Consider the following 24,261-nt stretch of genomic DNA (forward strand, 5'->3'; position numbering starts at 1 on the left):
CATGATAACTACACAAAAACTGAGTCCAATAGACGATGAAACCTTAGAAGAGATAGGCTTTACCTGGCATACTGATTCTGACGGCAGCAAGTATGTCAGCGATGAGCTTGTAGAAGTGACCCAAGAAGAAGCAGAGGCCTATTATGAGGCAGCAAATACTCTTTATGACATGTATGTCGAAGCAGCCGAATATGTCATCAGCAATGATCTCTTTTTTGATTTGGGCATTCCTTTTAACCTTATAGAGAGTATTAAAAAAAGCTGGGAAAACGATGTCCATTGGCATATTTACAGTCGTTTTGATTTAGCCGGCGGTATTGACGGACAGGATATTAAGCTTATAGAATTTAATGCCGACACCCCAACGGCGCTTTTTGAGACTGCACTTTTACAATGGGCAATTTTAAAATCCAATGATATGGACGAAGAGCGTCAGTTTAACAATGTATATGAGGCCATCAGTAACAATTTTAAAAGACTCGTTACACTCTTTGATGACACAGACAAATTTGAAGAATTCTATGACGGCTGGAAAATACTTTTTTCTTCTGTTGAAGGCAATGACGAAGAAGAAGCCACCACAAAACTGCTCCAGCAGATGGCAACAGATGCCGGATTTGTTACAAAGTTTGAGTTTTTGCAGAATGTCCGCTTTGATGAAGATGGCATTTATGACAGTAATGACATAAATTATGAGTACTGGTTCAAACTCTATCCGTGGGAAGACATTGCAGTTGATGAGCCGGAACTCGCCACAACACTCACAAATATCATCCAAAACCAAAAAGCCATTATTTTAAACCCTGCCTATACTTTACTCTTTCAGTCAAAAGGAATGATGGCAATTTTATGTGAACTGTTTCCAGATTCGCCTTACCTTCTTAAAACCTCTTTTGAACCGCTTCAAGGACTCAAGCAAGTTGAAAAACCTGTTTTTGGACGCGAAGGTGCCAATACAAAGATTATCGAAGCAAACGGAAGTATCAGCATTCAGACTGAAGGTCCCTATGCGAATCATAAAAAAATCTACCAGGAGTATGTAGATTTTCCAAAAGATGTTCATGGAAAAAAATATCAGGCAGGTGTTTTCTTTGCCTATGAAGCCTGTGGACTGAGTTTTAGAAAAGGCGGAGATATTTTAGACAATATGAGTAAATTTGTAGGCCATGTTATAGTATAAACACTCAAAAAATAATTTCTGAGTGTTTGTACTTTACAATCTTTGTGGCATTTCATCTTTAAAAGCAGTTTTTTCTGCTTCTTTTAATAACTCCAGTGCACCTTTGTCTATCATCTTTTGGGCAAGCTCTTTGCCTAAATTTTTACTTTCCTCTATACTTCTTACGATTTTTTCCTGCATAATATGTGTTCCGTTTGGAAAGCCAAGCATAACTCTAAAAACAACATTATCATCTTCTATAACAGCATTACAGGCAACAGGAGCCGAACATCCCGCTCCGATTTTTGATATAAAATCTCTCTCAATCTGTGTACATGTAAAGGTATCTTCATCATTGAGACTTTGTGCAATTATCCGTACCTGTTCATTGCCGGTTACAATTTCAATACCCAAGGCAGCCTGCCCCATCGGCGGTATCATCATATCAAGAGAAAGTTTTTGGGTATAGGGAATATCTTTGAGCAAATCAAGTCTGTTAAGTCCTATCCATGCCAAAATTATCGCATCATACTGCCCTTCTTGTAACTTTCTCAGACGTGTATTGACATTCCCCCTCAAATCTTTGACTTTTAAATCAGGTCTTTTTTGCAAAAGTTGCATTCTACGGCGCAGACTTGTTGTCCCAACCACTGCTCCCTCAGGCAAATCTTCAAGTGTTTTGTAAGTATGTGACAAAAAAACATCACTTTGGTCTTGACGTTGCGTCACAGCTGCAAGTTCCAAACCATCGGGAATATATGTCGGTACATCTTTTAAACTGTGTACAGCAAACTCGGCATTGCCTGAGAGCATCTCATCTTCAAGCTCTTTGGTGAAATGCCCTTTTCCGCCGATGAGAGCCAAAGGTTTATCCAAAACCTTATCGCCGTTACTTACTATTTTATTAAGCACTACTTCTATTTCAGGAAAACTTGCTTCAACTCTTTCCTTGATATGATATGCCTGCCAAAGTGCCAAGTCTGAAACGCGTGTTGCTATTGTTAATTTTTGCATTACTTCACTTTTAGGTATTTTTTCTTTGTATTATCTACAGAACCGTCAAGATAAACCGTCGGTGTTCCACCAACCATAAGATCAGTGGCTACAAGTCTGTCGTGGTTAAACTGCTTGATTACACTGGAATTCTGAATATCTTCAGGTGTAATATTTGTCCCTTCTGCTTTATTAAATGCTTCAAGAATTTTTTTGACACTTTTTTCTCTTGGATTGATTGAAACATTATAAAGTTTTAATACAACATCTTTTACACCTTGATGTTCTGCGGCAATTGCTGCTTTGACCAGTGTTACTGAAGCGGGATGAATTCTTTCGAGTGGAAAATGATAGTAATATACAGCAAATTTTTGGGGCTCTTTTTTCATATCTTTAATCGCCCCTGGTACAAATCCTCTACAAAAAGGACACAGTGGGTCTGAAAAAATGACTATTTTGTGTTTCGCATTGGCATTGCCGTAAATCAAATTTTCTTTTGCATAATGTCTGGCTTTTACTGTTGGTTTAACCTTGTCGACAAGACTTTCTCCTGTACTTATATCTGTCAAATCTTTTGTAATCATCTTTCCGTTTGAAAACCAAATCATTTTTTGGCGAATTACCTGCTTTGGCTTGTTTTTCAAAACAGCTTTCACATTAACAATATAGGCATTCCATTTTGGAAGTTGTTTGAGTGGTGTAACATCCTCCACTTTTACATCTACTGATTTGAGTCTTGGATTTTCACTAAACTTGTCTTCTAAAAAATATTCTATATTTTCACTTGCGTTACTTGCATAGAGAAAACTACTTAAGAGCAGAGTCGTGCTCAATAATTTCAACATCAATGACATCTGAATCCTTTGTTATATTATTTTGTTCCTCAAAAGAAGAATTACATTTTCCTGATTTTACATTATAACGGTTAACAATCATACTCGTAAAAACACCAAACTGCATGAGTATACCTAATATGTCTGTTAAAAATCCAGGAATAATCAGCAGTATAGCACCAATCAGGGTAAAAAGATTTAATTTTTGAAACTGCTCGAGATCAATACAGTTATAAGAGACTGCCGTCATATTTTCAATCAAACTTTTTCTGAAATTCACTAAAATTGATATCCCTATAAATGCAGTAACAAGAATCTCAAAAAAAGTGGCAAGTCCTCCTATAGCAGAAGAAATCTGCACAGAGACAAGCACTTCCAAAAAAAGGTAGAGTAAAAAATAAATCATTTAAATCAGTTCCATAATTTTATCAAATATCTCTTCTCTCTTGATATCTCTTTTTTCTTTTGTTGCTCTGTCAAAAATCTGCACATGTCCATTTTGCAACTCTTTACCGATAACAACCGTATACGGGAATCCGATAAGTTCCGCATCTTTCATTTTAAATCCAAAACGTTCTTTTCTGTCATCGAGCATTACCTCTACATTTGCATCCTGCAGCTGCTTATAAAGTTGTTCGCCTGCTTGCACCTGCGCCTCATCTTTGATGTTACTTATCATAATATTTACCATATACGGTGCTGTTTCTTTTGTCCAGATACAGCCATTTTCATCATGATGCTGCTCTACAACTGCTGCTACAAGGCGTGAAACACCCATTCCGTATGTTCCCATAATAAAAGGCTGTGCTTTTCCGTTCTCATCTAAAAACTCGGCTTTTAAAGCTTCAGAATAAGTCGTTCCAAGTTTAAAGATATGTCCTACTTCTATACCTTTTGTAAAAGAGAGTTCACCGTCACAGTACGGGCAGATATCCCCCTCATTTACTTCTGCTATATCTGCGAAATAAGCAGCATTGCTGAGCACTGACAAATCTACACCTATAAAGTGATAATCTGCTTCATTTGCCCCACAGATTAAATTTGTGGCATCTTTTAAATCACTGTCAATGACATGTTTTGCCTTGTCTTGATCAAGCGGCCCTATAAAACCGGGAATCAGCCCTGTCTCTTTGAGTTCTTCTTCTGTCACATCCACAATATCAAGGGCTTCTGTTGCATTGAGTGCTTTTACTTCCTGAAGATTATCGCATCCGCGTACAAAGAAAAGAACAATTTCACTTGCATCTTCATATATAACTTTTTTTGCAACACATTTAACCGTATAATAAGGGTCAATTTTGAAAAACTCTGCAAGTTCATCTATTGTTTTTATCTCTGGTGTTTTAAACTTATTAAAAGAAGCTTCAGGAGCTTCAGGAATATTTGAGCGTTTGCTTCTTGAAGCTGCTTCTATATTGGCACCGTATTCACACTTTGAACAAACAGCAATTGTGTCTTCACCACTCTCTGCCAAAACCATAAGCTCTTTGGAACCGCTTCCACCAATGGCACCACTGTCGGCTTCCACCACTCTGAAATCCAGTCCCATACGAGAAAGTATCTTTTTGTAGGCTGCTTCCATTGCATCAAATTCTCTGTCTAAATCCTCTGCTGTAGCATGAAAAGAGTAGGCATCCTGCATAATAAACTCACGGCCACGCATAAGCCCGAAACGAGGACGGGCCTCATCACGGAATTTTGTCTTAATCTGATACAGATTTAATGGCAGATTTTTATAAGATGTCACACGGTTCCGGACAACATCAACCATCATCTCTTCATGCGTAGGTCCAAGTACGAAAAGGTTGTTTTTTCTATCGTGAAAACGAAGCAGTTCTTTACCGAACTTTTCTATTCTTCCACTCTCCTGCCACAACTCTGCGGGTGTTACAAAAGAGAGTTCCACTTCCTGGGCACCTACTTTTGTCATCTCTTCATTAATGATATTTTCTATTTTTTTAATCACTCTTTTTGCTAATGGCAGATAATTATACAAACCTGCAGCAACCTGTGTAATAAATCCTGCACGAGATAAAAATATATGACTCGGAAGTGTAGCATCTGATGGTGCCTCTTTGGTTGTCGGTATAAAAGCTTTACTTCTTCTCAAATTTTAATCCTTTTTTAAATGGTGTTTGTATTGGTCTGGAATATTGTCATGTTCATCATTAAGAATATACTGCATTGCTCCAGTGACAGAATCACTTTTGGCTTCATGCGAGGCTGCACGCATCTTTTTTGTCATATCATGCAAAAATCTTTTGATTGCCTGATGCGCCATTTTTTGTGCTTGCTTTTCATATTCTTGAGGCAGAAAACCTTTTTTAATCGCACGTTTTGTCTCTTCCTGTGCGGCTTTTTCGGCTTTTTTATAAATCTCTTTTATGATAGGTTCCACATTGAGTGTATCAAGCCACTCATAAAATTCCACAACACTCCGTCCTACAATTCCGTGTGCCTGTCTTACATACTGTTCTCTTTGTGCTTTGTTTGCATCTACAATATCTTTTATATCATCCACAACAAAAAGAAAAATATTTTTTCTGTTTTTTATATCAATATCTCTTGGGACAGCCAGGTCAAACCAGAATCTTTCAAAATCTACATCTTCTATAAGTTCGTTGGTAATTATAGGATAAGAAGAACCTGTAGCAGTAAATATAATGTCAAATTCGTTAACCGCTTTGTCCAGGTCTCCAAATTCATATACTTCCGCATTGCACTCTTGTGCCAAAGTCTGGGCTTTTTGCTTTGTTCTGTTTGCAATAAAAGTTTCCACCCCGTCCGAGATAAGGTGTTTTGCGCAGATTTCACTCATTTCACCTACACCAATCACAAGTGCTTTTTTTTCACGTAAATTTTGAACCTTTTCTTTAATCTGTTTTATTGCTACAGAAGCCACAGAAACCGGTTTTGAGGATATATCAGTGAGATTTCTTACCTTTGCAGCACATTTAAACGCATGAGAGAGTGCTCGTGACATTTTCTTATCCGAATAACCGCGTTCATGAGAGAATTTAAAAGCATCTTTTAACTGTCCGGCAATCTGTGTCTCACCGACCACCATAGAGTCTATAGAACTTGCAACCGCAAAAAGATGATGAATAGCACTGCTGTCATCAACTATCTCAGCAGTTTTTCGTAAAACCTCTTCTGACAAACCACCTTTAAATGCCAGTAACTTCATCATATGTTCTGTTGCTTCTTCAATGTCACTGCAGCATACATACAACTCCATACGGTTACATGTAGCCAGCATGACAGCTTCACTGATATTAGGCGATTTGAGCAGTCTTTGCAGACATGCCTCTTTCTCTTCATCCGTATAGGTGAATTTTTCTCTCAGTTCCAAATCACTGTTTTTATGGGAGAGACTTACAATTAAATAATGCATCAATAACTTCTTTGTATCATTGTATCTAAAATGGCAACTAAATCTTTATCTTCGTGCAAAGCAATCTTCGCCTCGTTTGAGAGTTTCTGTGCCAGTTCAAAAGATTTTTCTATCGTTTTATGTTCTTGCATTTTCTTTTTCATCCATAAGAGTTCTTCTTCCGTAGGTTTTTTCGCATGCAGAGATAGAAGCTTTTCCTGATCTTTTGCTTCAAGTGCATTATAAAGATAAATATACGGCAAAGTACATTTCCCCTCTACATAATCATTCATCGCAGGTTTTCCAAGCGTTGCTTCGTCTGCTGTAATATCAAGAATGTCATCTATAATTTGAAATGAAAGTCCTAAGTTACGTCCGTAAAGAGCATATTTCTCTGCATCTTTTCCTGCTAGCAGAGCACTCGCTTTTGCAGCTGCTTCAATGAGTGTAGCAGTTTTGAGATAGAGCATATCAAGGTAACGCTCTTCATCACTGTTAAAACTTTCTGCCATTCTGACATCCATCATTTCGCCCTTTGAGAGTGCTGTAACCGATGAAGCAATTGTCTGTGCTACCGCTTTGTCAAAGGCAACAAGTTCCGTAAATGCTTTTGAGTATAAAATATCTCCAAGCATGACAGCTGTTTTGCTTCCGTCTGTTGCATTTACCGATGCTGCTCCGCGTCTTGTCATCGCATCATCAATAACATCATCATGTAAAAGTGAGGCAGCATGAATCAGTTCCACTATGGCGGCTAAAAGAGGAGCGTCCTTATGTTCTGGAGCAATTTTAAGAATAAGCTTTGCCCGAAGTCTTTTTCCGCCCTGCAGCATGGCAAACAGACGGGTCACTTCATCATAATCACACTCTTGTATCAATCTTTTTATTTGTGCTTCTACTCTTTGCATTTATCTCGTCTTTTGTTTATTTTTTGCTGTTTCTAATCGTATTTGCTCTTTATCATCAGAGAGATAAAGCTCAAATTTTGCAATATTTTTTTTTACATCAAACTCTTTAAATTTAACCAGTATATAGGGTATATTATAAAAATCTGCTCCAGGAGTTTTTAGTGTAACCCGAAAACTTTGATTTTTATGATTCAAGTACAGTATATTTTGCGCTACATGCTTATCATAAGAACGCAAAACCACCAAACCTTCATTAGTGTACAAAGTCCATCTAAATGTAAAAAGTCTTGTTTTGTTATCGTATTTTACAAGAATTTTCTTTGGCTCATCCTTTTTCAATGAAATTTCCTGCACATCCCGTAAGTCACTTGCAAAAACAGCAGTGCTACAAAGAAACAATGCTGTCAAGAAAAACTGTAAAATACTTTGCAACTCTTATTCGCTTTGAGAAAGAATATCACCCATAAGCTCTATGTAAATACTTTTCGTTTTGGTTGCAACCTCATCCAGATGACTTGCTTTATATCGGGCAACTGCCGTATCAATATCATCACCGACCTCTTCTTGGAGCATCAACTCCATTGCAGCAACTTTTTCAACAAACTTTTCAAGTTCCTGTCTTACTATATCATTGTTCGCATTAAAAACAACATCCATAAACTTTGATCTCGGAGAACCTCCAAAAATATCATCTTCATCTTCAAATAACGCGCTGTAACTCATACCTAATCCTTTTTATTTTACTATTTGGGTACCTACACCCTCTGATGTAAACAACTCTAAAAGCATAGAGTGTTCAAGTCGCCCGTCAATTATGTGTGCTTTATGCACACCACCGTCTATCGCTTCAAGACAGGCATCAACTTTTGGTACCATCCCGCCGTGAATCGTTTCGTTTTCTTTGAGCACTTTTACTTCATCTTTTGTCAAGGTTGCAAGAAGTTTTTTCTCTTTGTTCAAGACCCCCGGAGTATCTGTCAAAAATATTATTTTGTTTGCACCTATGGCTTTTGCAACATATGATGCACACAGATCAGCATTAATATTATACCCGGGATGTCCCATCTCTTCACCTGCGGCAATAGGGGCTATCACAGGAATAAAGCCTTCTTTTATCAGATTTAAAACAACATCTGCTTTGACATTTGTAATATTCCCAGTCAATCCCCACTTGGAAAAATCTTTCGCCCTTGCACGGATAAAGTGTGCATCCTTACCGCTGATACCTATTGCTTTTGCATCATGAGAGTTCAGCAAAGAGACTATCTCTTTGTTAATCTCACCACTGAGTATCATCTCTACAATCCGCATTGTCTCTTTTGTCGTGACACGCTGTCCGTCTATAAACTGCGTATCAATTTTAAGCGCTTCGAGCATATCGGTAATTTTTTTTCCACCGCCATGAACAATTACAGGTTTGATACCTACCAGATACATAAGCAAAATATCTTCTGCAAACTTCTCTTTTAATTCGGGAGATGTTTGTGCCGAACCGCCATATTTTATAACGACAATCTCTTTTCTAAACTCGCGAATAAACGGAAGTGCATCAAGGAGTGTTTTTACTGTTTCAACTTTTGCCTGCAATATTTCTATCCTTTATGCAAAATAATTTTGCTATTCTATCCAATCTTCTATTAATGCTACTTAAGTAACTCTTCTTGTGATAAAACTATGTTACAATCTTTCCAAAATATTCTAAAAGGAAGAAAAATGTGGAAGTATCCTATAGATGAGAATCTGTTTGACAAATTTAGTAAGTATTCAAAAATTACAGGTGTGATTTTTATTATTCTCGGAATAGTGGGTATTATATACCCTGTATTTATGACCCTGGCAACAGTCACCTTTGTGGCATGGCTGATGATGTTTGGTGGTTTTATGGCCGGGTATTTTACCTATATAAGTGACAAAAGTGATGTTCTGGGCTGGCTTAAAAGCTTTGTGCTTATCGGGATTGGTGCTTTAATGATTTTTTATCCAATGACAGGAATTGGCACAGTCGGTCTGCTTCTGGCTATATACTTTTTTATGGATTCTTTTGCCAGTTTCTCTCTTGCGATGAATATGCGTCCTGCAAACGGCTGGATCTGGTGGATGATTAATGCCCTTTTTTCCATGTTAATCGGTATTTTATTTATAGCAGGATGGCCTTTTACCTCCACCTACCTTATAGGTTTGCTTGTCGGTTTCAGTCTCTTTTTTGACGGATTTGCCCTGCTTGTCACAGGGTCGATTTTTAAAAAAATGAACCGATAAAATGCACAAGACAAAAGCATTTGGTCTCTGGAGTGCCGTCTTTTTAGGTATAGGCTCCATGGTCGGTGCCGGAATTTTCATAGTCATCGGTCAGGCAGGGGCCATGGCTGGAAATATTGTCTGGATCTCTTTTGTTTTCGGTGGGATTATAGCTCTTTTAAGCGGCTACTCTCTGGCAAAGCTGGCAGTACGCTACCAGTCACGCGGCGGGATAGTCGAGTATCTGGTCCAGGGTTTTGGAGAAAACATTTTCTCCGGTTCTATGGGTGTCATGTTCTATTTTTCCCAACTCATTGCCATTGCAGCCGTTGCCAAATCATTTGGAACCTACAGCGCAACTTTTATGCTCCACGGAGATACAGCCTGGGTCAATATATTTGCCATAGGTATTATCGCCTTTTTTACCCTTATCAATCTTATCGGTGCCGTTTTTGTTGCGAAGGCGGAAAACATCATTGTCATTATCAAACTCGGAGTCCTTGTTACCTTTGCTTTTGCGGCACTTTTTACGATACAGCCTCAGCTTTTAAGTGTAGCGGACATGCCTCCTGTAAGCGGTATGGTCTTTGCCATCGGAATTACGTTTTTTGCCTACCAGGGTTTTAGTGTGATTACAAACTCAGTCGAGGATATGGAGAATCCGAAAGTGACCATGATGCGTTCTATGTTTGTCGCCCTGCTCATTGTGGCAGCTTTATACATACTTACAAGTATCGCTGTTTTAGGAAACCTGCCGCTTGATAAAATTATTCAGACAAAAGACTATGCTCTGGCTGAAGCGGCAAAGCCCATCTTTGGTGAATGGGGATTTAAAATCATGGCCGCCACAGCACTCCTGGCAACAGCCTCGGCTATTAATGCAACACTTTATGCCGTAACTGACATAGGATACACAATGGCAAAAGAGGGAAATCTTCCTGAAATATACGAATATAATATCTACCGCTCTTTTGAAGGACTCATTATCAGCGCGTTGCTGATTATACCGATGATACTCTTTTTCAACCTGGCGCAAATCACAACTGTTGCCGCTATAGTCATGCTCATCGTTCAGGGAAGTACACATATTGCGCATTTGAATCTTCTGCAGGAGAGTGGCGCAAAAAAATATCTTGTTGTTTTGGCAATTTTTTCCATGTTTGGCGTTGCGGGGATTACTCTCTATTCTACCTATAAAACCATGCCTGAGATTGCATACTATCTTATAGTGACCTTTGCACTTGCTTTTACGACAGAGTATCTACTGCGATACTTCAAACAAAGAATCATTTCTAAACAAACGCACTAAAGACACCTTCTTTTACTTTTACTTCCAGATCCAGAAGTGAAAGGGGCAGTCCGAAATGCTCAATTTTTACATAATCTTTAAATGTTACCAAAAGAGAAGTCGCTGCATCTTTTTGTAAAATTGTTTCAAGTTCTTCTTTTGTAAAACTGTGATGGTCTTCAAAATAATGCTTTGCAATAACAGCAGGAAGATATTTATCAAGTCGTTGCGGCCTTGCTATAGCGGTCACAAGACTCATTTTTTGTGTCGGGTTCACAAGCTTTACCTTACGAAAAAAATCTTTCTCCTCTTCTACATGTAAAGCCTCTTTCCCCGGCCACAGACGCTCTCTAAAAGGACCTGCAGGCAGACAAAAACTGTTCTTTGATTTTACATCTATGAGTATATCTTGCTTTTTGATATCATGTTTGGAGTAGGCATCATCCAAAAAAACTATCTCACAACCCAGCTCTTTTGCTTTTTGTATGGCTCTTTTTCTCTCTTCACTGACTATGACTGTAGCATTTGGAAGTTTTTTGGCATATATCATCGCTTCATCCCCGCTGCTTTTGACATCACATAAAATTTCATTGCCGTTTTTGACAACAATCAGGCCTTTGGATGCTCGTCCATAGCCACGAAGTATAATCGCAGGTTTTTTGTGCTCTTTTGCCAGTGCAATAACCAATGGAGTTTTGCCACTGCCGCCGACAGTCAGATTACCAACGCTGACAATTTCCATAGCAAAATCCTCCGGTCTCTGTACTTTGTATCGAACATACATAATAATACAATAGAGCCAACTCAGCGGAAGCAGTAGATAGGAGAGAAGTTTTTGCAAAGGAGTTGGGTTGTAGAAATACTCTTCAACCCAGAAAACGAGCGTTTTTTTCAATTACACTCTCGTTTTTGCTATTTTTTTGATTTTACTTATAACTGTTTGTACATCTTCATCAGTCATACTTGCATAAATCGGTAAAGAAAGTACCTGTTGGAATGAACGCAGTGCTCTTGGAAAATCATTAACACGCAGGGCATATTTGCTTTTATAATACGATAAAAGATGAAGCGGAATATAATGCAATCCTGCCCCGATTCCCTCTTCTTTGAGTGCTACAGCAAAAGAATCGCGGTTTTTATCTATTTTTACTATATAAAGAGAAAAAGGATTCTCTTCATTATCCATATCCGGAGTAATAATGTGATCTACCCCTTCAAGTCCTTCACTGTACATTTTGGCAATCTCTTTTTGTCTTGCGATGTTTTCATCCTGTTCTTTTACCTGCGCTCTGATATAGGCTGCATTTAAATGGCTCAGTGCATAATCATTCCCAATATCTACAACATCATAAATATACTCCAAAGCATTTTCATTGCGTACCATTGCATGATTTGCCAGCAACCTTGCTCTTTGCATAATATCTTCATCATTGGTCACAAGCATCCCGCCGTTACAGATATTTTTCTTTAAATGCGGAGAAAAGTTAAAACAGACTATATCTGCACCTGTTGCACCTATTTTCACTCCCTTGTATGTAGCACCAAGAGCATCGCTTGCATCTTCAACAATTTTGACATTATATATGGAAGCCATCGAATAGACTCTGTCCAAATCTACAGTCATACCGCCAATATGCGTTATAATAACCGCTTTGAGCTTTTTGGATTTGTTTTCTTCCAAATAATTTTCTAACTTGTTGAGATCAATATTATAAGAGTCTTCGGCTATATCAATAAAAACAGGCTCAGCATCAAAATGGCGGACAACCTCAGGTACACTCGGATGCGCATTTACACTGCAGATTACTTTGTCCCCGCGTTTTAGGTCAAGTGCAAGCATGGCAAGGTGCAGTGCCGATGTGCCGTGCGATGTAGCAAGCGCATACTCTGATCCGACATACTCACGAAACTCTTCTTCAAGTTTTGGTACCTGATACAAATCTTCTCCGTCGAGTACATCACTCACATTAGAGTGTGCCTCGCGGGAACTTTCATACTTACTAAAAGGGATACTCAGTTTTTCATTTTTCATTTTTTACTCCTAGGTTTTATAATGTAATATCACGCGGATAATTAAAGTCATGATTCAATGTTCTTGAAGTCAACTTTGCAATCACAGGCATCTTTCTTTTGAAATGATTTCTAAAAATTCTTTTTATAATCATATCCAACATCCGTTCGTCAACACCCTTTTGTATGACTTCTTCACGCGAAAGTCTCTCATCCACATAGAGTTTCATCGCTGCGTCAAGTTGAGCATATGTATAGCCCAAATCAGCCTCATCACTTTGACCGCTCCACAAATCAGCCGAAGGCGGCTTTTCAATGATACTTTTACTTACATGTAAGTACTCGGCTAATTCAAAAACTTCGCTTTTGTACAAATCTCCTATGGGATTCACTGCCGACGCCAAGTCGCCGTAAAGTGTGCCATACCCGAGCATTAATTCACTTTTATTGCTTGTACCAAGTACCAAAGCATTCTCTTTTGCCGAAATATCAAACAATGTTGCCATTCGCATGCGTGATGAAAAGTTTCCTTTTCTGAGATTATCCATATCAGGGTGCATCTCTTCATACGCTTGCAACATTGGAGCAATACTACAGACAACACAACGCATATTGAAATCGCGACACAATTCATCCGCATCATCAAGTGAGTTTTGTGATGAATATTGTGATGGCATTTTAACACATAACAGGTCATCTCCAAATGCTTTTTTCGCCAAAACAGCGACCACAGCAGAATCCAGTCCGCCACTCAAACCAACCACTGCTTTTTTTATACCTGTCTTTTTCACTTCATTTTCCAAAAAAAGAACCAAATAGTCAGTTATCTGCGAATATTTACTCATAATATATACTAAACCTTTACAACTTATTAACAAAAAATATTATATCTAAAATTTGTAACAAATGTTTTTTTAAGAAAAGTGATTTTAACGTTTTTGTAACAAATTTATTGTAAAATTAAGATCTAATTTTATTTTTAAAGGTTTTATAATAAATTCAACAACAATAATATCCAAACTTAAATTATTGGTATCACTGCCTTTAATCATTATATTTTTTGGATTTGTACTCTTAATGATACACAGCTATAACAATCTTCAAGGCCTTTCTCATCTTAAAAAAGACGCTTTGCATATACAAAATATTTCTCTTTTGATAAACTCTCTTCAAAAAGAGAGAGGCTACAGCAGCGGGTATCTTGGCTCCCATGGAACAAAATTTCAATCACTACTGCGCAAACAGCAACAAAATACAGACAGTATATATGCTAAAATCATCTTTTTGCATGAAGATTATTCTCCCGACAAAAAGACACTTGCAAAACTCCGAAAAAAAGTCCAATCACTCTCTCTTAGCACTATAGATGCTTTTAACGAGTATACAAAAATCATATACCATCTGTTGCAAAATCATCTCATGATCACCAAAACAATCAAAGAAAAAGAGATTGAACAGATGTTTCATGCCTACACAAACCTGCTTTTTATGAAAGAAGCCGCCGGCAAGATGCGAGGTTCCCTCAGCGGATTGTTTGCCCAGAAAAAACAAAACTACCAACTTGTATTTACAGCTATGCATGCAAAAGGCGAGTATGATCTGGCACAGCAAAACTTTTTAACATATGCTTCTGATGAGATGATGAAAGAGTTTCATACAATTGCTCAGGGGAAAAATTATCAATGGCTGCAAAATGTATTTAAAAAGTATACAAAACATCAAAATATTTCTGTCACACAGGATCCAAACGAATGGTTTGATAAAGCTACAGCTATTATAGAAGCATTTAACAGACTCCAAAAACTGGAATTTGCCAATATTAACAGTTTGATAAACAAATATGCCTCAAGACTCAAAATAGAACTGATTATAAATATTTTTCTACTGGTCCTCATCACTTTGATTATGCTTTTGCTTGGAGTCAAAATTAAAAACAGTATTTTGAGAAACTTAAAACTGTTAAGTGAATACAAAAATGCTGTTGACAGAAGCAGCATTGTTTCCAAAACCGACAGAAGCGGAAGAATCACCTATGTAAATGATAAATTCTGCATAATTTCAGGCTATACAAAAGAAGAACTTTTAGGAAAACCGCACAATATTGTCCGTCACAAAGATATGCCAAAATCACTGTTCCGGGATATGTGGCACACTGTTTTAGAAAAAAGAGCCTGGTCCGGCGTTATAAAAAACAGAAAAAAAGACGGAAGTTCTTACATAGTCGAAGTGACCATCAGCCCTATCTTAAATGAAAGAGGAGAAATTGAAGAGTTTATTGCCATCAGAAATGACATCACACAGATTTTACAACTCCACAAAGAGATAGAAGAGACGCAAGAAGATATTATTCTCAAAATGGGTGAAATTGGTGAAACACGAAGTCAGGAAACAGGTTTCCACGTCAAACGGGTAGCCTTATATTCTCAGATCTTGGCAAAACATTACGGCTTGGGGGAAAAAGAGACAAAATATCTCACTATTGCTTCTCCGATGCATGATATAGGCAAAGTTGCCATTCCTGATCATATCTTGAACAAAAAAGGCAAGCTGACACAAGAAGAATGGAAAGTGATGAAAACCCATGCAGAAATAGGCTATCAGCTCTTTAAAAACTCACAAAGAGAGCTTTTGAAAACTGCCGCAGTCATTGCGTATGAGCATCATGAAAAATATGACGGCAGCGGCTATCCAAGAGGTTTGCGTGGAAAAAATATTCATATTTACGGACGCATTACTGCGCTTGCGGATGTTTTTGATGCTCTTGGCAGTGAACGTTGCTATAAAAAAGCATGGGATGATGAAAGAATTTTCAAATTAATACAAGAAGAAAAAGGAAAACATTTTGACCCTGAACTTGTCGATATTTTCTTTGAACATCTTGATGAGTTTTTACATGTAAGAGATAGCTACAATGATATGCACTCTTACACAAAAGTTTAGAAGAAGCTTTAAAAGCTTTTTCCAAACCCTATACTTGATTTGTAGTTTATATCATTTTGTATTCCGTTAAAATTCTGATAAAACGGTTTTGACAATGTTATAAAAAACGAGTAACCGCTGTGCATGGCGACCTGTGTTCCTACGGTCGCAAAAACAACATGATGTCCTGTGTTGTAAGCGGTCTCACCGCCAAAATCATCTTTATACGCTTTTTCTCCGTTGATTTCAGCAAATAGCGATACAAAATAGCCAAAATCTTCTTTTTCATCTGCTCTGCAAAACTTCTGATTATGCTGGTGCGCAAAAAGTTTGTATGAAAATGCTGCATTGTAGGTAAAAATATCCCCCAATTGACTCTCATCAACACCCTTTGTATTTTTTTTGTACAGTATGTTTGCATGCAAAGAGAAAGTGTCAAAATCTTTTGTCAGAGCAACTCCGGCAAAAAAGTCCCATGAGCCGCTTCCTGCCTGCAAATCCGCTTCAAGAACTTCTCCTGCATCTGCTATATCAGTTTTGCCTGTTGGTGCTTTTATTCCGGCTAAAAGAGCAACTTTGAACTCTTTGTCATACACTTTATACTGTAAAATTGTAGAAATATCACCTATACCCTGAGCATTTCCATGCGGATGTACTGCATATAAACCATTATCTGCTTCACCTGCACGAATATTTATACGCGAAACATAGGGAAGTTGCATACTGAGTGTCAATCTGTCTGTGAGCCCGTAAGAGAGTGAGAGAGAATAGGAATCTATTGCATCAATATTGTGCAAATGACTTGAACCGTTTTGCATCGCTGATATTATGGTTTGATCAGAGAGTGTGTTGTTCTGGACACGCTCAGCATTTACGCCAATGTAGTAGTTTCCTTTTTGCATTGTATTTGCAGAAAGTGTATACGCGGCGCTCGAGCCACCCATTCCCAAGACATGCGAAGAGTTGCATGCCCATAAAGGCGTTATAGCAGCTGATGCTGCCAGTGATAGTATTTGTAATTTTTTGAAGAGTTTTTTTTGCATAAGTATCCTTATTAATAATTAAAAAAATTTGAAACAGTTGTTTTTGAAAATTAAGAATAACTTGGGGGAGCTCTGGGATTACGAGGAGTGTAAATTTCGTTTATGTATATAAAAAGAGTAGAAACAGGCACAAAACAGAGTGTCTGCCCAAGTGTAGGAAGATAGACCGGTTCTCTTTGAATATCACCATCAAAGATATTGGAGGAGATACTGCATATCTGACAATCTTCATGTACTTCCAGGTCACTGTGGTGATGAAAAACCGCCATAAGTGTCGCAACTACAAAAAGAGCGGCAAAGTATTTTCTGAGAATCTTTCTTATTATCATTTTTGAATTATAACATATAATTTATATCAAATAATCAGCACACCTCTTTTTTTGCCATAATATTAAGTTCATTACATGTAAAGCCTGCTGCTTTTCTTGCCTCAAGATTTAAATTTTTAGGACGCAAAAATCCTTGCGGATAATATTTGTCTATAATTTCAAAATAGACATCTTTGTTTACACCCTCTTTTTCACAGGCATACTCAAACCAGACATCGCCCTTTTTCACATGAGAAACCTCTTCATCAAGGATTACATGTAAAGCATGTGTAATTTTTTCAAGCATAGTATTTTTTGGCATTCTCTGGATTTTTTGCAGTATCATCGGTGTAGCATCCAAGCCGTTGGCTTCGAGATAACGGGGAACTACTGCCATACGCTCCAATAAAGTCTGTGTTCGCTGACTTGCTTCAAAAAGAGCATTATGCACCTCCACATCGCCATACTTGCTCCCAAGTTCATGCAACAGTTCTTCAAGCAGTAAAAAATGGCGTATCTCATCATCTGCAACTTCCAGCCAGTCATCATAATATTTTTTTGGCATATTTGTAAAACGGTATGCCCCGTCCAGTGCCAGATCTATAGCAGAATATTCTATATGTGCTATGGCATGCAGCAAATTCACCTGTCCCTCTTTTGTTGTGAGGTTTGTTCTTTTTGGAACATCCTGAGGCGGTACTGTCTTACATGTAACACTGTATGAGGGTTCTGAAAACTCTTTTGCTTTGTACTCTGTTTCAAAAACGGCGTTCCCTGCTTTGTAATGCGCATAAAAATCATTAAATCTTCTGATTTTTTCTTTGGGTGATTTTGTCTGTAAAATTAACTCTAATTCTTTATAAAAATTCATACCGATATGATGCTATAATAACACTAAAAAAGAGATTATAATGCAGATAAAAAAACAGCCTATGGGACCGTATCAGACAAATTGTTATATTGCTACAGTTGATGGCAAAGATTTTATAATTGACCCGGGTGTTGGTGCCACTGGGTGGGTTTTGAACAATGTTACAAATCCTGTAGCCATATTAAATACACACGGTCATTTTGACCATGTGTGGAGCAATGCAGAGCTTCAGGAGAAACTGGGGGTCAAACTCTACACACCAAAAGGTGACATTCCTCTGCTTCAAGACAATACCTGGATGCCGGATCTGCCGCCATCTACTCCTGATGTAGCCATTGAGGGTGACGAAGAGCTTGATTTTGACGGTACAAAAGTAAAATTTACCCATTTTCCGGGACACTGTCCGGGGTGCTCCACTATTGAAATCGGGCATGCAATGTTCAGCGGTGATTTTATTTTTCAAAGAAGTATCGGCAGAACGGATTTTCCTTACTCCAGCCCTGAAGATATGAAAAAATCTTTAGAAAAATTCAAACAGATTCCTTATGACAAAACTGTCTACCCGGGACACGGGGACAATACTTCGATCAAACAGGAACAGCAGTATGCAGACTACTGGATCAACCAACTCTAAAGGAAAATAATGCAAGATCATTTTAAAGAAAAAGCACAAAACTGGGACAGCGGTGACATACGTGTGAAGGGCGCAAAAACAATTGCTGATGCTATAGAAAAAGAGATACCGCTGAGTGAGCATATGGAGATACTTGACTTTGGCGTGGGAACAGGACTGCTTGGATTTAGCATTGCTCCCAAAGTAAAACAGGTTTACGGTGTAGACACCTCGGCAAAAATGCTCGAAAAACTTCAGGAAAAAAACACACCGCAACTGGCAATAAAAGCCTATCATCAAGATATTGTCAAAGAACCGCTCAAACAGCAGTTTGACGGACTTATCAGCTCAATGACACTGCATCATGTAAAAGATTTGGATGCTTTTTTTGCAACAATTTATAAAAACATTAAAAAAGGCGGTTTTATTGCCATTGCCGATTTGGAAAGGGAAGACGGAACCTTTCACTCGGACAATACAGGTGTGCACCATTTTGGATTCGATGCCCAAACACTGCGCGACATCGTCCAAAAACACGGATTTGCAGATGTAAAAATACAAAACATAAATACAATCAAAAAACCCCATAAAGATTTTGGAATATTTTTACTCACAGCAAACAAAGAGTAAGAGGTGGGCTGAACCTTTTTACTCTGGTGTTCCGCTCTTTTGCTCTTCCTCATCCAGCAGTTTGAGTTTTAAAACATGCTTGTCTGTTATAACAGTTTTAAATTCTCCTTCAAAAACTTTTATATCCAGAACAAAAGCCTGTACATGTACATTTCTTTTACGCCCTTCTTTATGTCTTACTTTTGCAACAACATCAACAACATCATGCAGTTTTACAGGAGAGAGAAACTGGCAGTCACTTGCTACCAAAACAACATTTCGTTCGTTTACTGCAAGCATAGCTGCATAATCAGCAGCACCAAAAATAAAACCGCCATGAATCAATCCGACCTCATCAGCAAGCATATCAGGAATAGTCTCAAGGCTCAATTCCACATATCCCTCTTCCATCTTTATCACTTCACCGCAAAGATTTTGGTTGACCTTTTCATGTGTTTGAATCATCACTTCATTTTCTGTATTTCTATACTCTTCAAGTTCTAATTCATCATCAAGTTGTTCATTTTTCATTATTTTTTATCCTTTATCAGTTTTACATAGACTCTTTGCGGCGCAGGATAGCCTTCTACTGTTTTTGTGTTATCATCCGGATCAAGGAAGTCTTCCAGTGACTGCCCCTCTATCCACTCTGTTTTACGCTGTTCATCAGCATCTGTAACAGAAGTACGTAATACTTTAAATCCATCAAATCCGGCACGCAGACACCAGTTTTTCAATGCTTTTATCGTCGGTACAAAATAGATGTTGGGTATTTTGGAGTAAGAAAACTCAGGACAGAGTGCCATCTCCTCATCGCCATCTATATAAAATGTATCTAAAATCACTTCGCCTTTTTTGTCCAATCCCTTATAGAGTGATTTTAGCATGGCAACAGGATCACTTCTGTGGTACAAAACACCCAAACAAAAAATCATATCAAATTTTTCGTCATATATCGGCAGATGTTCAACACCCAAAAGTTCATACATGATGTCACTTTTTACAAAATGATTGATGAAATCAAACTGTGTTTTATAGAGCGGTGAAGGATCAAAACCGACTAAAAGTTTTGGTTCGTCTTCTTGCATCCGAAACATATAGTACCCGTTGTTACAGCCTATATCGGCAACTCTTTTGTTTTTTAAATTAAAATAGGGTCTGAGCAGATTGTATTTTATATTACTTTTCCACTCACTGTCTATAAATGTTTCACCGATTTGAAAGGGTCCTTTGCGCCATGGCATCAGCATTTTTGCCGTTTCATACACTTTTTTTTCATCACAGACACCGCTGATTTTTACCACATCCCCAAACGTAGCATTGCATGTAACTGCCTCAAGGCTCTCAATCGCTTTTCTCAGGGGTGCTATGTTTTTCCACTGCATCCATTTTTGTCTCTCTTGTCTTAATTCTTCTAAGTTCATTTTATGCTTTTTATAGTTAAGTTTAAGTACAATTATATCTAAATAATAATTAAGGATTTTTATGCGATTAGAAAAGAAAGCGACCGTTGTTTCAAGCAGTGTGGCTTCTGTATTGATACTGCTTAAACTCACTGTCGGAATATTAAGCGGATCTATCGCCGTTTTGGCATCTGCCATTGATTCTCTCCTCGATTTAACGGTTTCGCTCTTTAACTATTTTGCGCTTCACAATGCAGAAAAACATCCGGATGACAAATTTCACTTTGGACGGGCAAAACTTGAACCGCTTGCGGCTGTCATGGAAGGAACAATAATTTCGCTCTCGGCACTTTTTATTCTATATGAAGCAATTTCTAAAATAGTGCATCCTAAAGCAATGCAGCACATGAATGAGAGTATCACTGTAATGGTGGCATCTTTTGTCATCACAGGTTTTTTAGTCCTCTTTTTATCATATGTGGCAAAAAAAACAGGAAACATGGTTATAAAAGCCGATGCGCTGCACTACAAAACAGACATATTTTCAAACGGTGCTGTTCTTTTTGCACTTGTAGCCATCCAGTACACAGGAGAGTATCTTATAGATCCTGTTTTAGGTATTGCCATTGCATTTTATATGATTTACTCTGCCATTCCTATAGTAAAAGAAGGAGTTTTGATGCTTCTTGATGTTGCCCTGCCAAAAGAAGATATCGAGAAAATAGAAGAAATTCTCAAAAATGAAAAAGAGATTACAGCCTACCATTACCTGCAGACACGTGAAGCAGGTTCGCATATCTTTATCTCTTACCATCTTGTCTTTAATGTGAGCATTTCACTCTACGATGCCCATCTCATATCAGACAGGATTGAAGCAAAAATAAAAGGACTTTTTCCGGATAAAAAAGTCCATATCCTCACTCATATGGACCCATATGATGATTCAGACATCAATGAAGAAGAGGAAGAATGGTAATAAATAAAAATATGTTATAATTTGCACATGCCTATACAAGATATAAATAAAAACGAATTTAAAAAACTTTTTGAAATAGCGATGGATGTTGCACATGTCGGATACTGGGAATGGGACATAAAAACAAATGATGTCCTGTGGAGCCGGCAAAAAATCGAAATATACGGTGAAGATGCTGATGATTATAAACCCTCCTTTGAAAAATTTTTAAATGTAATTGATGATGAAACGAAGGCGATTGTCTTTAAAGAGATTGAAGATGTTTTAAGCGGGAAAAAAGACTTCTACAATCTCGAGCACAAAATTAAACTTAAAAATGGTAAAGTCGTATGGGTACATGAAAAAGCTTTTCTTGTAAAAGACAAAAATAACAAACCAATCAAAATGATTGGTATCGTTTATGATGTAACAGATAAAATTCTAGCCAAAGAAAAACTTGATTTAAGTAATAAATACGCTAAACACCTTGAAACACACGATCAACTCACAAACCTGCTCAATAAAAAATCTTTATTTGAAAATGTAGACACGCTCATAGCAAAAAAAGAAAAATTTTCACTTCTCTTTTTAGATATAGACAATTTTAAAATGTTCAATAATACATACGGACATATCCATGGTGATTTAATTTTACAAAAAAGTTCAGAAATTTTAAAAAGGTTATTCTCTGAAGATTTGTTATATCGCTACAGTGCAGATGAATTTGTTTTATTGCTTGACTCTTCTTATGACATTACTCAGGCACTTCAAAGTATAAAATTAACATTTATGAAGCCATTTACTGTTTCTGGGATACAGGTGAAAATAAATTTTTCCATAGGTATCTCAAAGTTTCCCAAAGATGCAAATAGTACTCAAAATATGATAACAGATGCGAATACTGCTTTACAAATAGCAAAAAATATGAAAAATGAAACTGCTTTATTTTATAACTCTGATATGGGAGACAATATAGCACAACAACATTTTGTTCTTGAAGAATTAGAAAAATCTGTTCAAAATGAAAGCTTCATTCCATACTATCAAGCAAAAGTAGATTCAAGAACAAAAGCCATACTCAGTTTTGAAGCACTTGTAAGAATGCAAAGTAATTCTAAAGTTATACCTCCAAGTTTGTTTTTAGGTATTGCAACTAAAAACAATATCATTAATGATATCGACTATATCATGTTAAAAAAATCTCTGCATCAATTAAGACAATGGCACGATATGGGGAAAAAAGTTTCAGTATCGGTAAATTTTACTACCGGAGATTTTAATAGTATGAGAGTTTTTAAACTTCTTGAAGAAAACAGTGACCTACTACAATACCTCACAATTGAGGTAACAGAAAATGAATTAATGAGCCTTAATATGCAAGAACTCCAATCCATTGATGAACTTAAAAACCTAAGTATTAAACTCTCTCTAGATGACTTTGGAACTGGATACTCATCACTGCAATATATTCATAAATTGCCACTTGATGAGATTAAAGTCGACAAAGCATTTGTTGATAAAATTCCTGGACATAAAAAGGATGAGGATCTTGTTCGAATTATAAAATCAATTGCCGATACCTTTAACTTAAAATGTGTTGTTGAAGGAGTTGAGACAAAAGAACAAATTGACTTCTTTAGCAACCTTGGTATTCATACTATCCAAGGATACTTCTATTCAAAACCTGTTGATGCCAAAACTGCTACAAAACTTCTTATAGATGGCTTATAATCTTTTTGCTTTAAAGTTTTTATTGGCGATATTTTCCAAAAAGACTGTGGCATAGGAACCTTTTGGCAGTGTAAAAGCAATGTTTAAAATATCAAAATGGTTTTTATACTTACATGTAATATCTTGAGGATAGACCAAAGCCGCCCGACGCATGCCTTTGTCATATAAAAACTCATCATCATATTTCGCTTCTATTGCTCTTGCCTCGCCTCTTGCACGGTACACATTCCGTCCGGGCAAAAGTCCTGTCGGTACTACTTTTTTTGCCTGAAAATCCTGTTGAGGAGTATTTTTCGGCGTAAAGAGTTTTTCTTCATCTGAAAGATAAACATCCCCCTCTAAAAGCATAAACTTTCCGCCGTTTTTTTCTCTGCTCAAAAGAACTCTCTCTTTCAACCAGTCATTGAAATACAAACTCTGATAAATAGAAACAAGAAACTTTTTCAGCTTTGCATCGTTTACATGTAAGTCTCCGGCTATCATCGCACGGGCCTGTTCTATTGAATCTTCATCCCGTCCAAATCTTTGATATCCAAAATAGTTGGGCAAGCCGTTTTTTTCACTTTTTCTAGCCAGCTTTTCAATACGTCCTGCTTCAATCTGTGAAACACCAAAAAGATTGATGCTAAAACGGTTTCCGGCCAGATCACCCATCCGTATGGAGTGGGTATGTCTTGTCGTATTGAGTATTTTTATCTGAGGATGCCTAAATTTTTTGAGCTGTTTTTCATACTTCGCTTCGACAGAAATATACTGTGTCGTTGTTGCATGTTTGTCTTTAAGTCCTGCATAGCCTATTTTTTCAGCAGGTATGTTGAGAAATTCAGCAAATGCTGCTATCATATCCCAGGTTGTGAGTTCTACTTTCTTTACATGTAATACAACAAAGTTACCATTGCCTTTAAATGCCAAAGGAATCTCATCTACTGTAAAGTCTTCCTTGTTTTGTTCAAATTTAAAATGTATGGTCTCTTTGTTTTCTAAATATTCTCTGTTCAAATGTCTAC

General features: G+C 37.4%; 26 protein-coding genes. 8 read left to right on the forward strand and 18 right to left on the reverse strand.

Annotated features, from left to right (window positions below):
* Window position 1 precedes the first annotated feature (1 nt).
* Window positions 2-1,180 carry a glutathionylspermidine synthase family protein gene (locus MLC52_RS07985; protein WP_346388935.1) on the forward strand — a complete coding sequence of 393 codons (1,179 nt, stop codon included), beginning with the start codon at window positions 2-4 and terminating at the stop codon, window positions 1,178-1,180.
* Window positions 1,181-1,213: 33 nt separating this feature from the next.
* Here the strand turns inward: MLC52_RS07985 and hemC are convergent, their stop codons facing one another.
* From hemC to argB, 9 genes are read right to left on the reverse strand one after another with little or no spacing between them, the layout of a single operon-like run.
* Window positions 1,214-2,173 carry a hydroxymethylbilane synthase gene (gene hemC / locus MLC52_RS07990; protein ID WP_434579963.1) on the reverse strand — a complete coding sequence of 320 codons (960 nt, stop codon included), beginning with the start codon at window positions 2,171-2,173 and terminating at the stop codon, window positions 1,214-1,216.
* Entirely contained in the window at window positions 2,173-3,006 is an 834-nt protein-coding gene (locus tag MLC52_RS07995) for a DsbA family protein (RefSeq protein ID WP_434579965.1), read from the reverse strand. Before MLC52_RS07995 ends, hemC begins: the two co-directional genes overlap by 1 nt.
* Window positions 2,960-3,391: an FxsA family protein gene (locus tag MLC52_RS08000; RefSeq protein WP_151900036.1), complete on the reverse strand. Its 432-nt coding sequence runs from the start codon at window positions 3,389-3,391 to the stop codon at window positions 2,960-2,962. Before MLC52_RS08000 ends, MLC52_RS07995 begins: the two co-directional genes overlap by 47 nt.
* Complete coding sequence (locus tag MLC52_RS08005; RefSeq protein WP_151900035.1) at window positions 3,392-5,095, reverse strand: proline--tRNA ligase; 1,704 nt, start codon at window positions 5,093-5,095, stop codon at window positions 3,392-3,394.
* A gap of 3 nt (window positions 5,096-5,098) precedes the next feature.
* On the reverse strand, window positions 5,099-6,379 hold the full coding sequence (gene hemA, locus MLC52_RS08010; RefSeq protein WP_434579968.1) for a glutamyl-tRNA reductase: 1,281 nt from the start codon (window positions 6,377-6,379) through the stop codon (window positions 5,099-5,101).
* The gene (locus MLC52_RS08015) at window positions 6,379-7,266 is read right to left on the reverse strand and encodes a polyprenyl synthetase family protein (RefSeq protein ID WP_346388941.1); all 888 of its coding nucleotides are present in this window, start codon (window positions 7,264-7,266) and stop codon (window positions 6,379-6,381) included. Before MLC52_RS08015 ends, hemA begins: the two co-directional genes overlap by 1 nt.
* Window positions 7,267-7,674, reverse strand: a complete 408-nt coding sequence (locus MLC52_RS08020; RefSeq protein ID WP_434579970.1) for a hypothetical protein — start codon at window positions 7,672-7,674, stop codon at window positions 7,267-7,269.
* 27 nt (window positions 7,675-7,701) lie between these two features.
* Entirely contained in the window at window positions 7,702-7,989 is a 288-nt protein-coding gene (locus MLC52_RS08025) for a DUF2018 family protein (RefSeq protein WP_151900031.1), read from the reverse strand.
* Between the two features lie 12 nt (window positions 7,990-8,001).
* Window positions 8,002-8,853: an acetylglutamate kinase gene (argB, locus tag MLC52_RS08030; protein ID WP_346388942.1), complete on the reverse strand. Its 852-nt coding sequence runs from the start codon at window positions 8,851-8,853 to the stop codon at window positions 8,002-8,004.
* Between the two features lie 126 nt (window positions 8,854-8,979).
* Here argB and MLC52_RS08035 point away from each other — a divergent pair, with 126 nt between their 5' ends.
* Both MLC52_RS08035 and MLC52_RS08040 read left to right on the forward strand, forming a co-directional pair.
* Entirely contained in the window at window positions 8,980-9,525 is a 546-nt protein-coding gene (locus MLC52_RS08035; protein ID WP_151900029.1) for an HdeD family acid-resistance protein, read from the forward strand.
* Window position 9,526: 1 nt separating this feature from the next.
* Window positions 9,527-10,813 (forward strand): APC family permease, encoded by a 1,287-nt coding sequence (locus tag MLC52_RS08040; protein WP_418640476.1) that lies wholly within the window; start codon window positions 9,527-9,529, stop codon window positions 10,811-10,813.
* Here MLC52_RS08040 and MLC52_RS08045 read toward each other — a convergent pair.
* Genes MLC52_RS08045 through MLC52_RS08055 form a run of 3 tightly spaced genes read right to left on the reverse strand, consistent with a single transcriptional unit; the run spans window position 10,797 to window position 13,647 of the window.
* Entirely contained in the window at window positions 10,797-11,687 is an 891-nt protein-coding gene (locus MLC52_RS08045) for a tetraacyldisaccharide 4'-kinase (RefSeq protein ID WP_434579971.1), read from the reverse strand. The genes MLC52_RS08040 and MLC52_RS08045 overlap by 17 nt on opposite strands.
* Window positions 11,688-12,824, reverse strand: coding sequence for a DegT/DnrJ/EryC1/StrS family aminotransferase (locus MLC52_RS08050; protein ID WP_188110047.1), 1,137 nt, complete (start codon window positions 12,822-12,824; stop codon window positions 11,688-11,690). It abuts the gene before it with no gap.
* Window positions 12,825-12,840: 16 nt separating this feature from the next.
* The gene (locus tag MLC52_RS08055) at window positions 12,841-13,647 is read right to left on the reverse strand and encodes an NAD+ synthase (RefSeq protein ID WP_151900026.1); all 807 of its coding nucleotides are present in this window, start codon (window positions 13,645-13,647) and stop codon (window positions 12,841-12,843) included.
* Between the two features lie 232 nt (window positions 13,648-13,879).
* Here MLC52_RS08055 and MLC52_RS08060 point away from each other — a divergent pair, with 232 nt between their 5' ends.
* Window positions 13,880-15,742 (forward strand): HD domain-containing phosphohydrolase, encoded by a 1,863-nt coding sequence (locus MLC52_RS08060; protein ID WP_151900025.1) that lies wholly within the window; start codon window positions 13,880-13,882, stop codon window positions 15,740-15,742.
* Window positions 15,743-15,750: 8 nt separating this feature from the next.
* Here the strand turns inward: MLC52_RS08060 and MLC52_RS08065 are convergent, their stop codons facing one another.
* From MLC52_RS08065 to MLC52_RS08075, 3 genes are read right to left on the reverse strand one after another with little or no spacing between them, the layout of a single operon-like run.
* Window positions 15,751-16,764, reverse strand: coding sequence for a transporter (locus tag MLC52_RS08065; protein WP_434579973.1), 1,014 nt, complete (start codon window positions 16,762-16,764; stop codon window positions 15,751-15,753).
* Window positions 16,765-16,814: 50 nt separating this feature from the next.
* Window positions 16,815-17,093 (reverse strand): hypothetical protein, encoded by a 279-nt coding sequence (locus tag MLC52_RS08070; RefSeq protein ID WP_151900023.1) that lies wholly within the window; start codon window positions 17,091-17,093, stop codon window positions 16,815-16,817.
* 34 nt (window positions 17,094-17,127) lie between these two features.
* Window positions 17,128-17,943 (reverse strand): ferritin-like domain-containing protein, encoded by an 816-nt coding sequence (locus MLC52_RS08075; protein WP_346388949.1) that lies wholly within the window; start codon window positions 17,941-17,943, stop codon window positions 17,128-17,130.
* 40 nt (window positions 17,944-17,983) lie between these two features.
* Here MLC52_RS08075 and MLC52_RS08080 point away from each other — a divergent pair, with 40 nt between their 5' ends.
* Together MLC52_RS08080 and MLC52_RS08085 are read left to right on the forward strand one after the other, a co-directional pair.
* On the forward strand, window positions 17,984-18,577 hold the full coding sequence (locus MLC52_RS08080; protein ID WP_151900021.1) for an MBL fold metallo-hydrolase: 594 nt from the start codon (window positions 17,984-17,986) through the stop codon (window positions 18,575-18,577).
* Between the two features lie 9 nt (window positions 18,578-18,586).
* Complete coding sequence (locus tag MLC52_RS08085) at window positions 18,587-19,186, forward strand: class I SAM-dependent DNA methyltransferase (protein WP_434579974.1); 600 nt, start codon at window positions 18,587-18,589, stop codon at window positions 19,184-19,186.
* 18 nt (window positions 19,187-19,204) lie between these two features.
* Here the strand turns inward: MLC52_RS08085 and MLC52_RS08090 are convergent, their stop codons facing one another.
* Together MLC52_RS08090 and cmoB are read right to left on the reverse strand one after the other, a co-directional pair.
* Window positions 19,205-19,696, reverse strand: coding sequence for a PaaI family thioesterase (locus MLC52_RS08090; RefSeq protein WP_346388951.1), 492 nt, complete (start codon window positions 19,694-19,696; stop codon window positions 19,205-19,207).
* Complete coding sequence (cmoB, locus tag MLC52_RS08095; RefSeq protein WP_434579975.1) at window positions 19,696-20,589, reverse strand: tRNA 5-methoxyuridine(34)/uridine 5-oxyacetic acid(34) synthase CmoB; 894 nt, start codon at window positions 20,587-20,589, stop codon at window positions 19,696-19,698. The genes MLC52_RS08090 and cmoB overlap by 1 nt, the downstream gene beginning before the upstream one ends.
* A 61-nt stretch (window positions 20,590-20,650) precedes the next feature.
* On the opposite strand from cmoB, the gene MLC52_RS08100 reads away from it, so the two are divergent.
* Window positions 20,651-21,544: a cation diffusion facilitator family transporter gene (locus MLC52_RS08100; protein WP_434579976.1), complete on the forward strand. Its 894-nt coding sequence runs from the start codon at window positions 20,651-20,653 to the stop codon at window positions 21,542-21,544.
* A 27-nt stretch (window positions 21,545-21,571) separates the two neighbouring features.
* Entirely contained in the window at window positions 21,572-23,254 is a 1,683-nt protein-coding gene (locus tag MLC52_RS08105) for a bifunctional diguanylate cyclase/phosphodiesterase (protein WP_151900017.1), read from the forward strand.
* Here the strand turns inward: MLC52_RS08105 and MLC52_RS08110 are convergent.
* The gene (locus tag MLC52_RS08110; RefSeq protein WP_434579978.1) at window positions 23,249-24,253 is read right to left on the reverse strand and encodes a tRNA pseudouridine(13) synthase TruD; all 1,005 of its coding nucleotides are present in this window, start codon (window positions 24,251-24,253) and stop codon (window positions 23,249-23,251) included. The two genes, MLC52_RS08105 and MLC52_RS08110, sit on opposite strands and share 6 nt — an antisense overlap.
* Window positions 24,254-24,261: the final 8 nt, after the last annotated feature.

This window comes from Sulfurimonas sp. NW15 (assembly GCF_051132285.1).
Taxonomy (GTDB): domain Bacteria; phylum Campylobacterota; class Campylobacteria; order Campylobacterales; family Sulfurimonadaceae; genus Sulfurimonas; species Sulfurimonas hydrogeniphila.

Bases quoted from the DNA above. Each gene is read 5' to 3' on its own strand.
- MLC52_RS08070 (WP_151900023.1), bottom strand. From the start codon at position 17,093: ATGATAATAAGAAAGATTCTCAGAAAATACTTTGCCGCTCTTTTTGTA.
- cmoB (WP_434579975.1), bottom strand. From the start codon at position 20,589: ATGAACTTAGAAGAATTAAGACAAGAGAGACAAAAATGGATGCAGTGG.
- MLC52_RS08100 (WP_434579976.1), top strand. From the start codon at position 20,651: ATGCGATTAGAAAAGAAAGCGACCGTTGTTTCAAGCAGTGTGGCTTCT.
- MLC52_RS08080 (WP_151900021.1), top strand. From the start codon at position 17,984: ATGCAGATAAAAAAACAGCCTATGGGACCGTATCAGACAAATTGTTAT.
- MLC52_RS08015 (WP_346388941.1), bottom strand. From the start codon at position 7,266: ATGCAAAGAGTAGAAGCACAAATAAAAAGATTGATACAAGAGTGTGAT.
- hemC (WP_434579963.1), bottom strand. From the start codon at position 2,173: ATGCAAAAATTAACAATAGCAACACGCGTTTCAGACTTGGCACTTTGG.
- MLC52_RS08025 (WP_151900031.1), bottom strand. From the start codon at position 7,989: ATGAGTTACAGCGCGTTATTTGAAGATGAAGATGATATTTTTGGAGGT.
- MLC52_RS08060 (WP_151900025.1), top strand. From the start codon at position 13,880: ATGATACACAGCTATAACAATCTTCAAGGCCTTTCTCATCTTAAAAAA.
- hemA (WP_434579968.1), bottom strand. From the start codon at position 6,379: ATGCATTATTTAATTGTAAGTCTCTCCCATAAAAACAGTGATTTGGAA.
- MLC52_RS08040 (WP_418640476.1), top strand. From the start codon at position 9,527: ATGCACAAGACAAAAGCATTTGGTCTCTGGAGTGCCGTCTTTTTAGGT.
- MLC52_RS08035 (WP_151900029.1), top strand. From the start codon at position 8,980: ATGTGGAAGTATCCTATAGATGAGAATCTGTTTGACAAATTTAGTAAG.
- MLC52_RS08065 (WP_434579973.1), bottom strand. From the start codon at position 16,764: ATGCAAAAAAAACTCTTCAAAAAATTACAAATACTATCACTGGCAGCA.
- MLC52_RS08000 (WP_151900036.1), bottom strand. From the start codon at position 3,391: ATGATTTATTTTTTACTCTACCTTTTTTTGGAAGTGCTTGTCTCTGTG.
- MLC52_RS08050 (WP_188110047.1), bottom strand. From the start codon at position 12,824: ATGAAAAATGAAAAACTGAGTATCCCTTTTAGTAAGTATGAAAGTTCC.
- MLC52_RS08075 (WP_346388949.1), bottom strand. From the start codon at position 17,943: ATGAATTTTTATAAAGAATTAGAGTTAATTTTACAGACAAAATCACCC.
- MLC52_RS07985 (WP_346388935.1), top strand. From the start codon at position 2: ATGATAACTACACAAAAACTGAGTCCAATAGACGATGAAACCTTAGAA.
- MLC52_RS08105 (WP_151900017.1), top strand. From the start codon at position 21,572: ATGCCTATACAAGATATAAATAAAAACGAATTTAAAAAACTTTTTGAA.
- MLC52_RS07995 (WP_434579965.1), bottom strand. From the start codon at position 3,006: ATGTCATTGATGTTGAAATTATTGAGCACGACTCTGCTCTTAAGTAGT.
- MLC52_RS08090 (WP_346388951.1), bottom strand. From the start codon at position 19,696: ATGAAAAATGAACAACTTGATGATGAATTAGAACTTGAAGAGTATAGA.
- MLC52_RS08055 (WP_151900026.1), bottom strand. From the start codon at position 13,647: ATGAGTAAATATTCGCAGATAACTGACTATTTGGTTCTTTTTTTGGAA.
- MLC52_RS08085 (WP_434579974.1), top strand. From the start codon at position 18,587: ATGCAAGATCATTTTAAAGAAAAAGCACAAAACTGGGACAGCGGTGAC.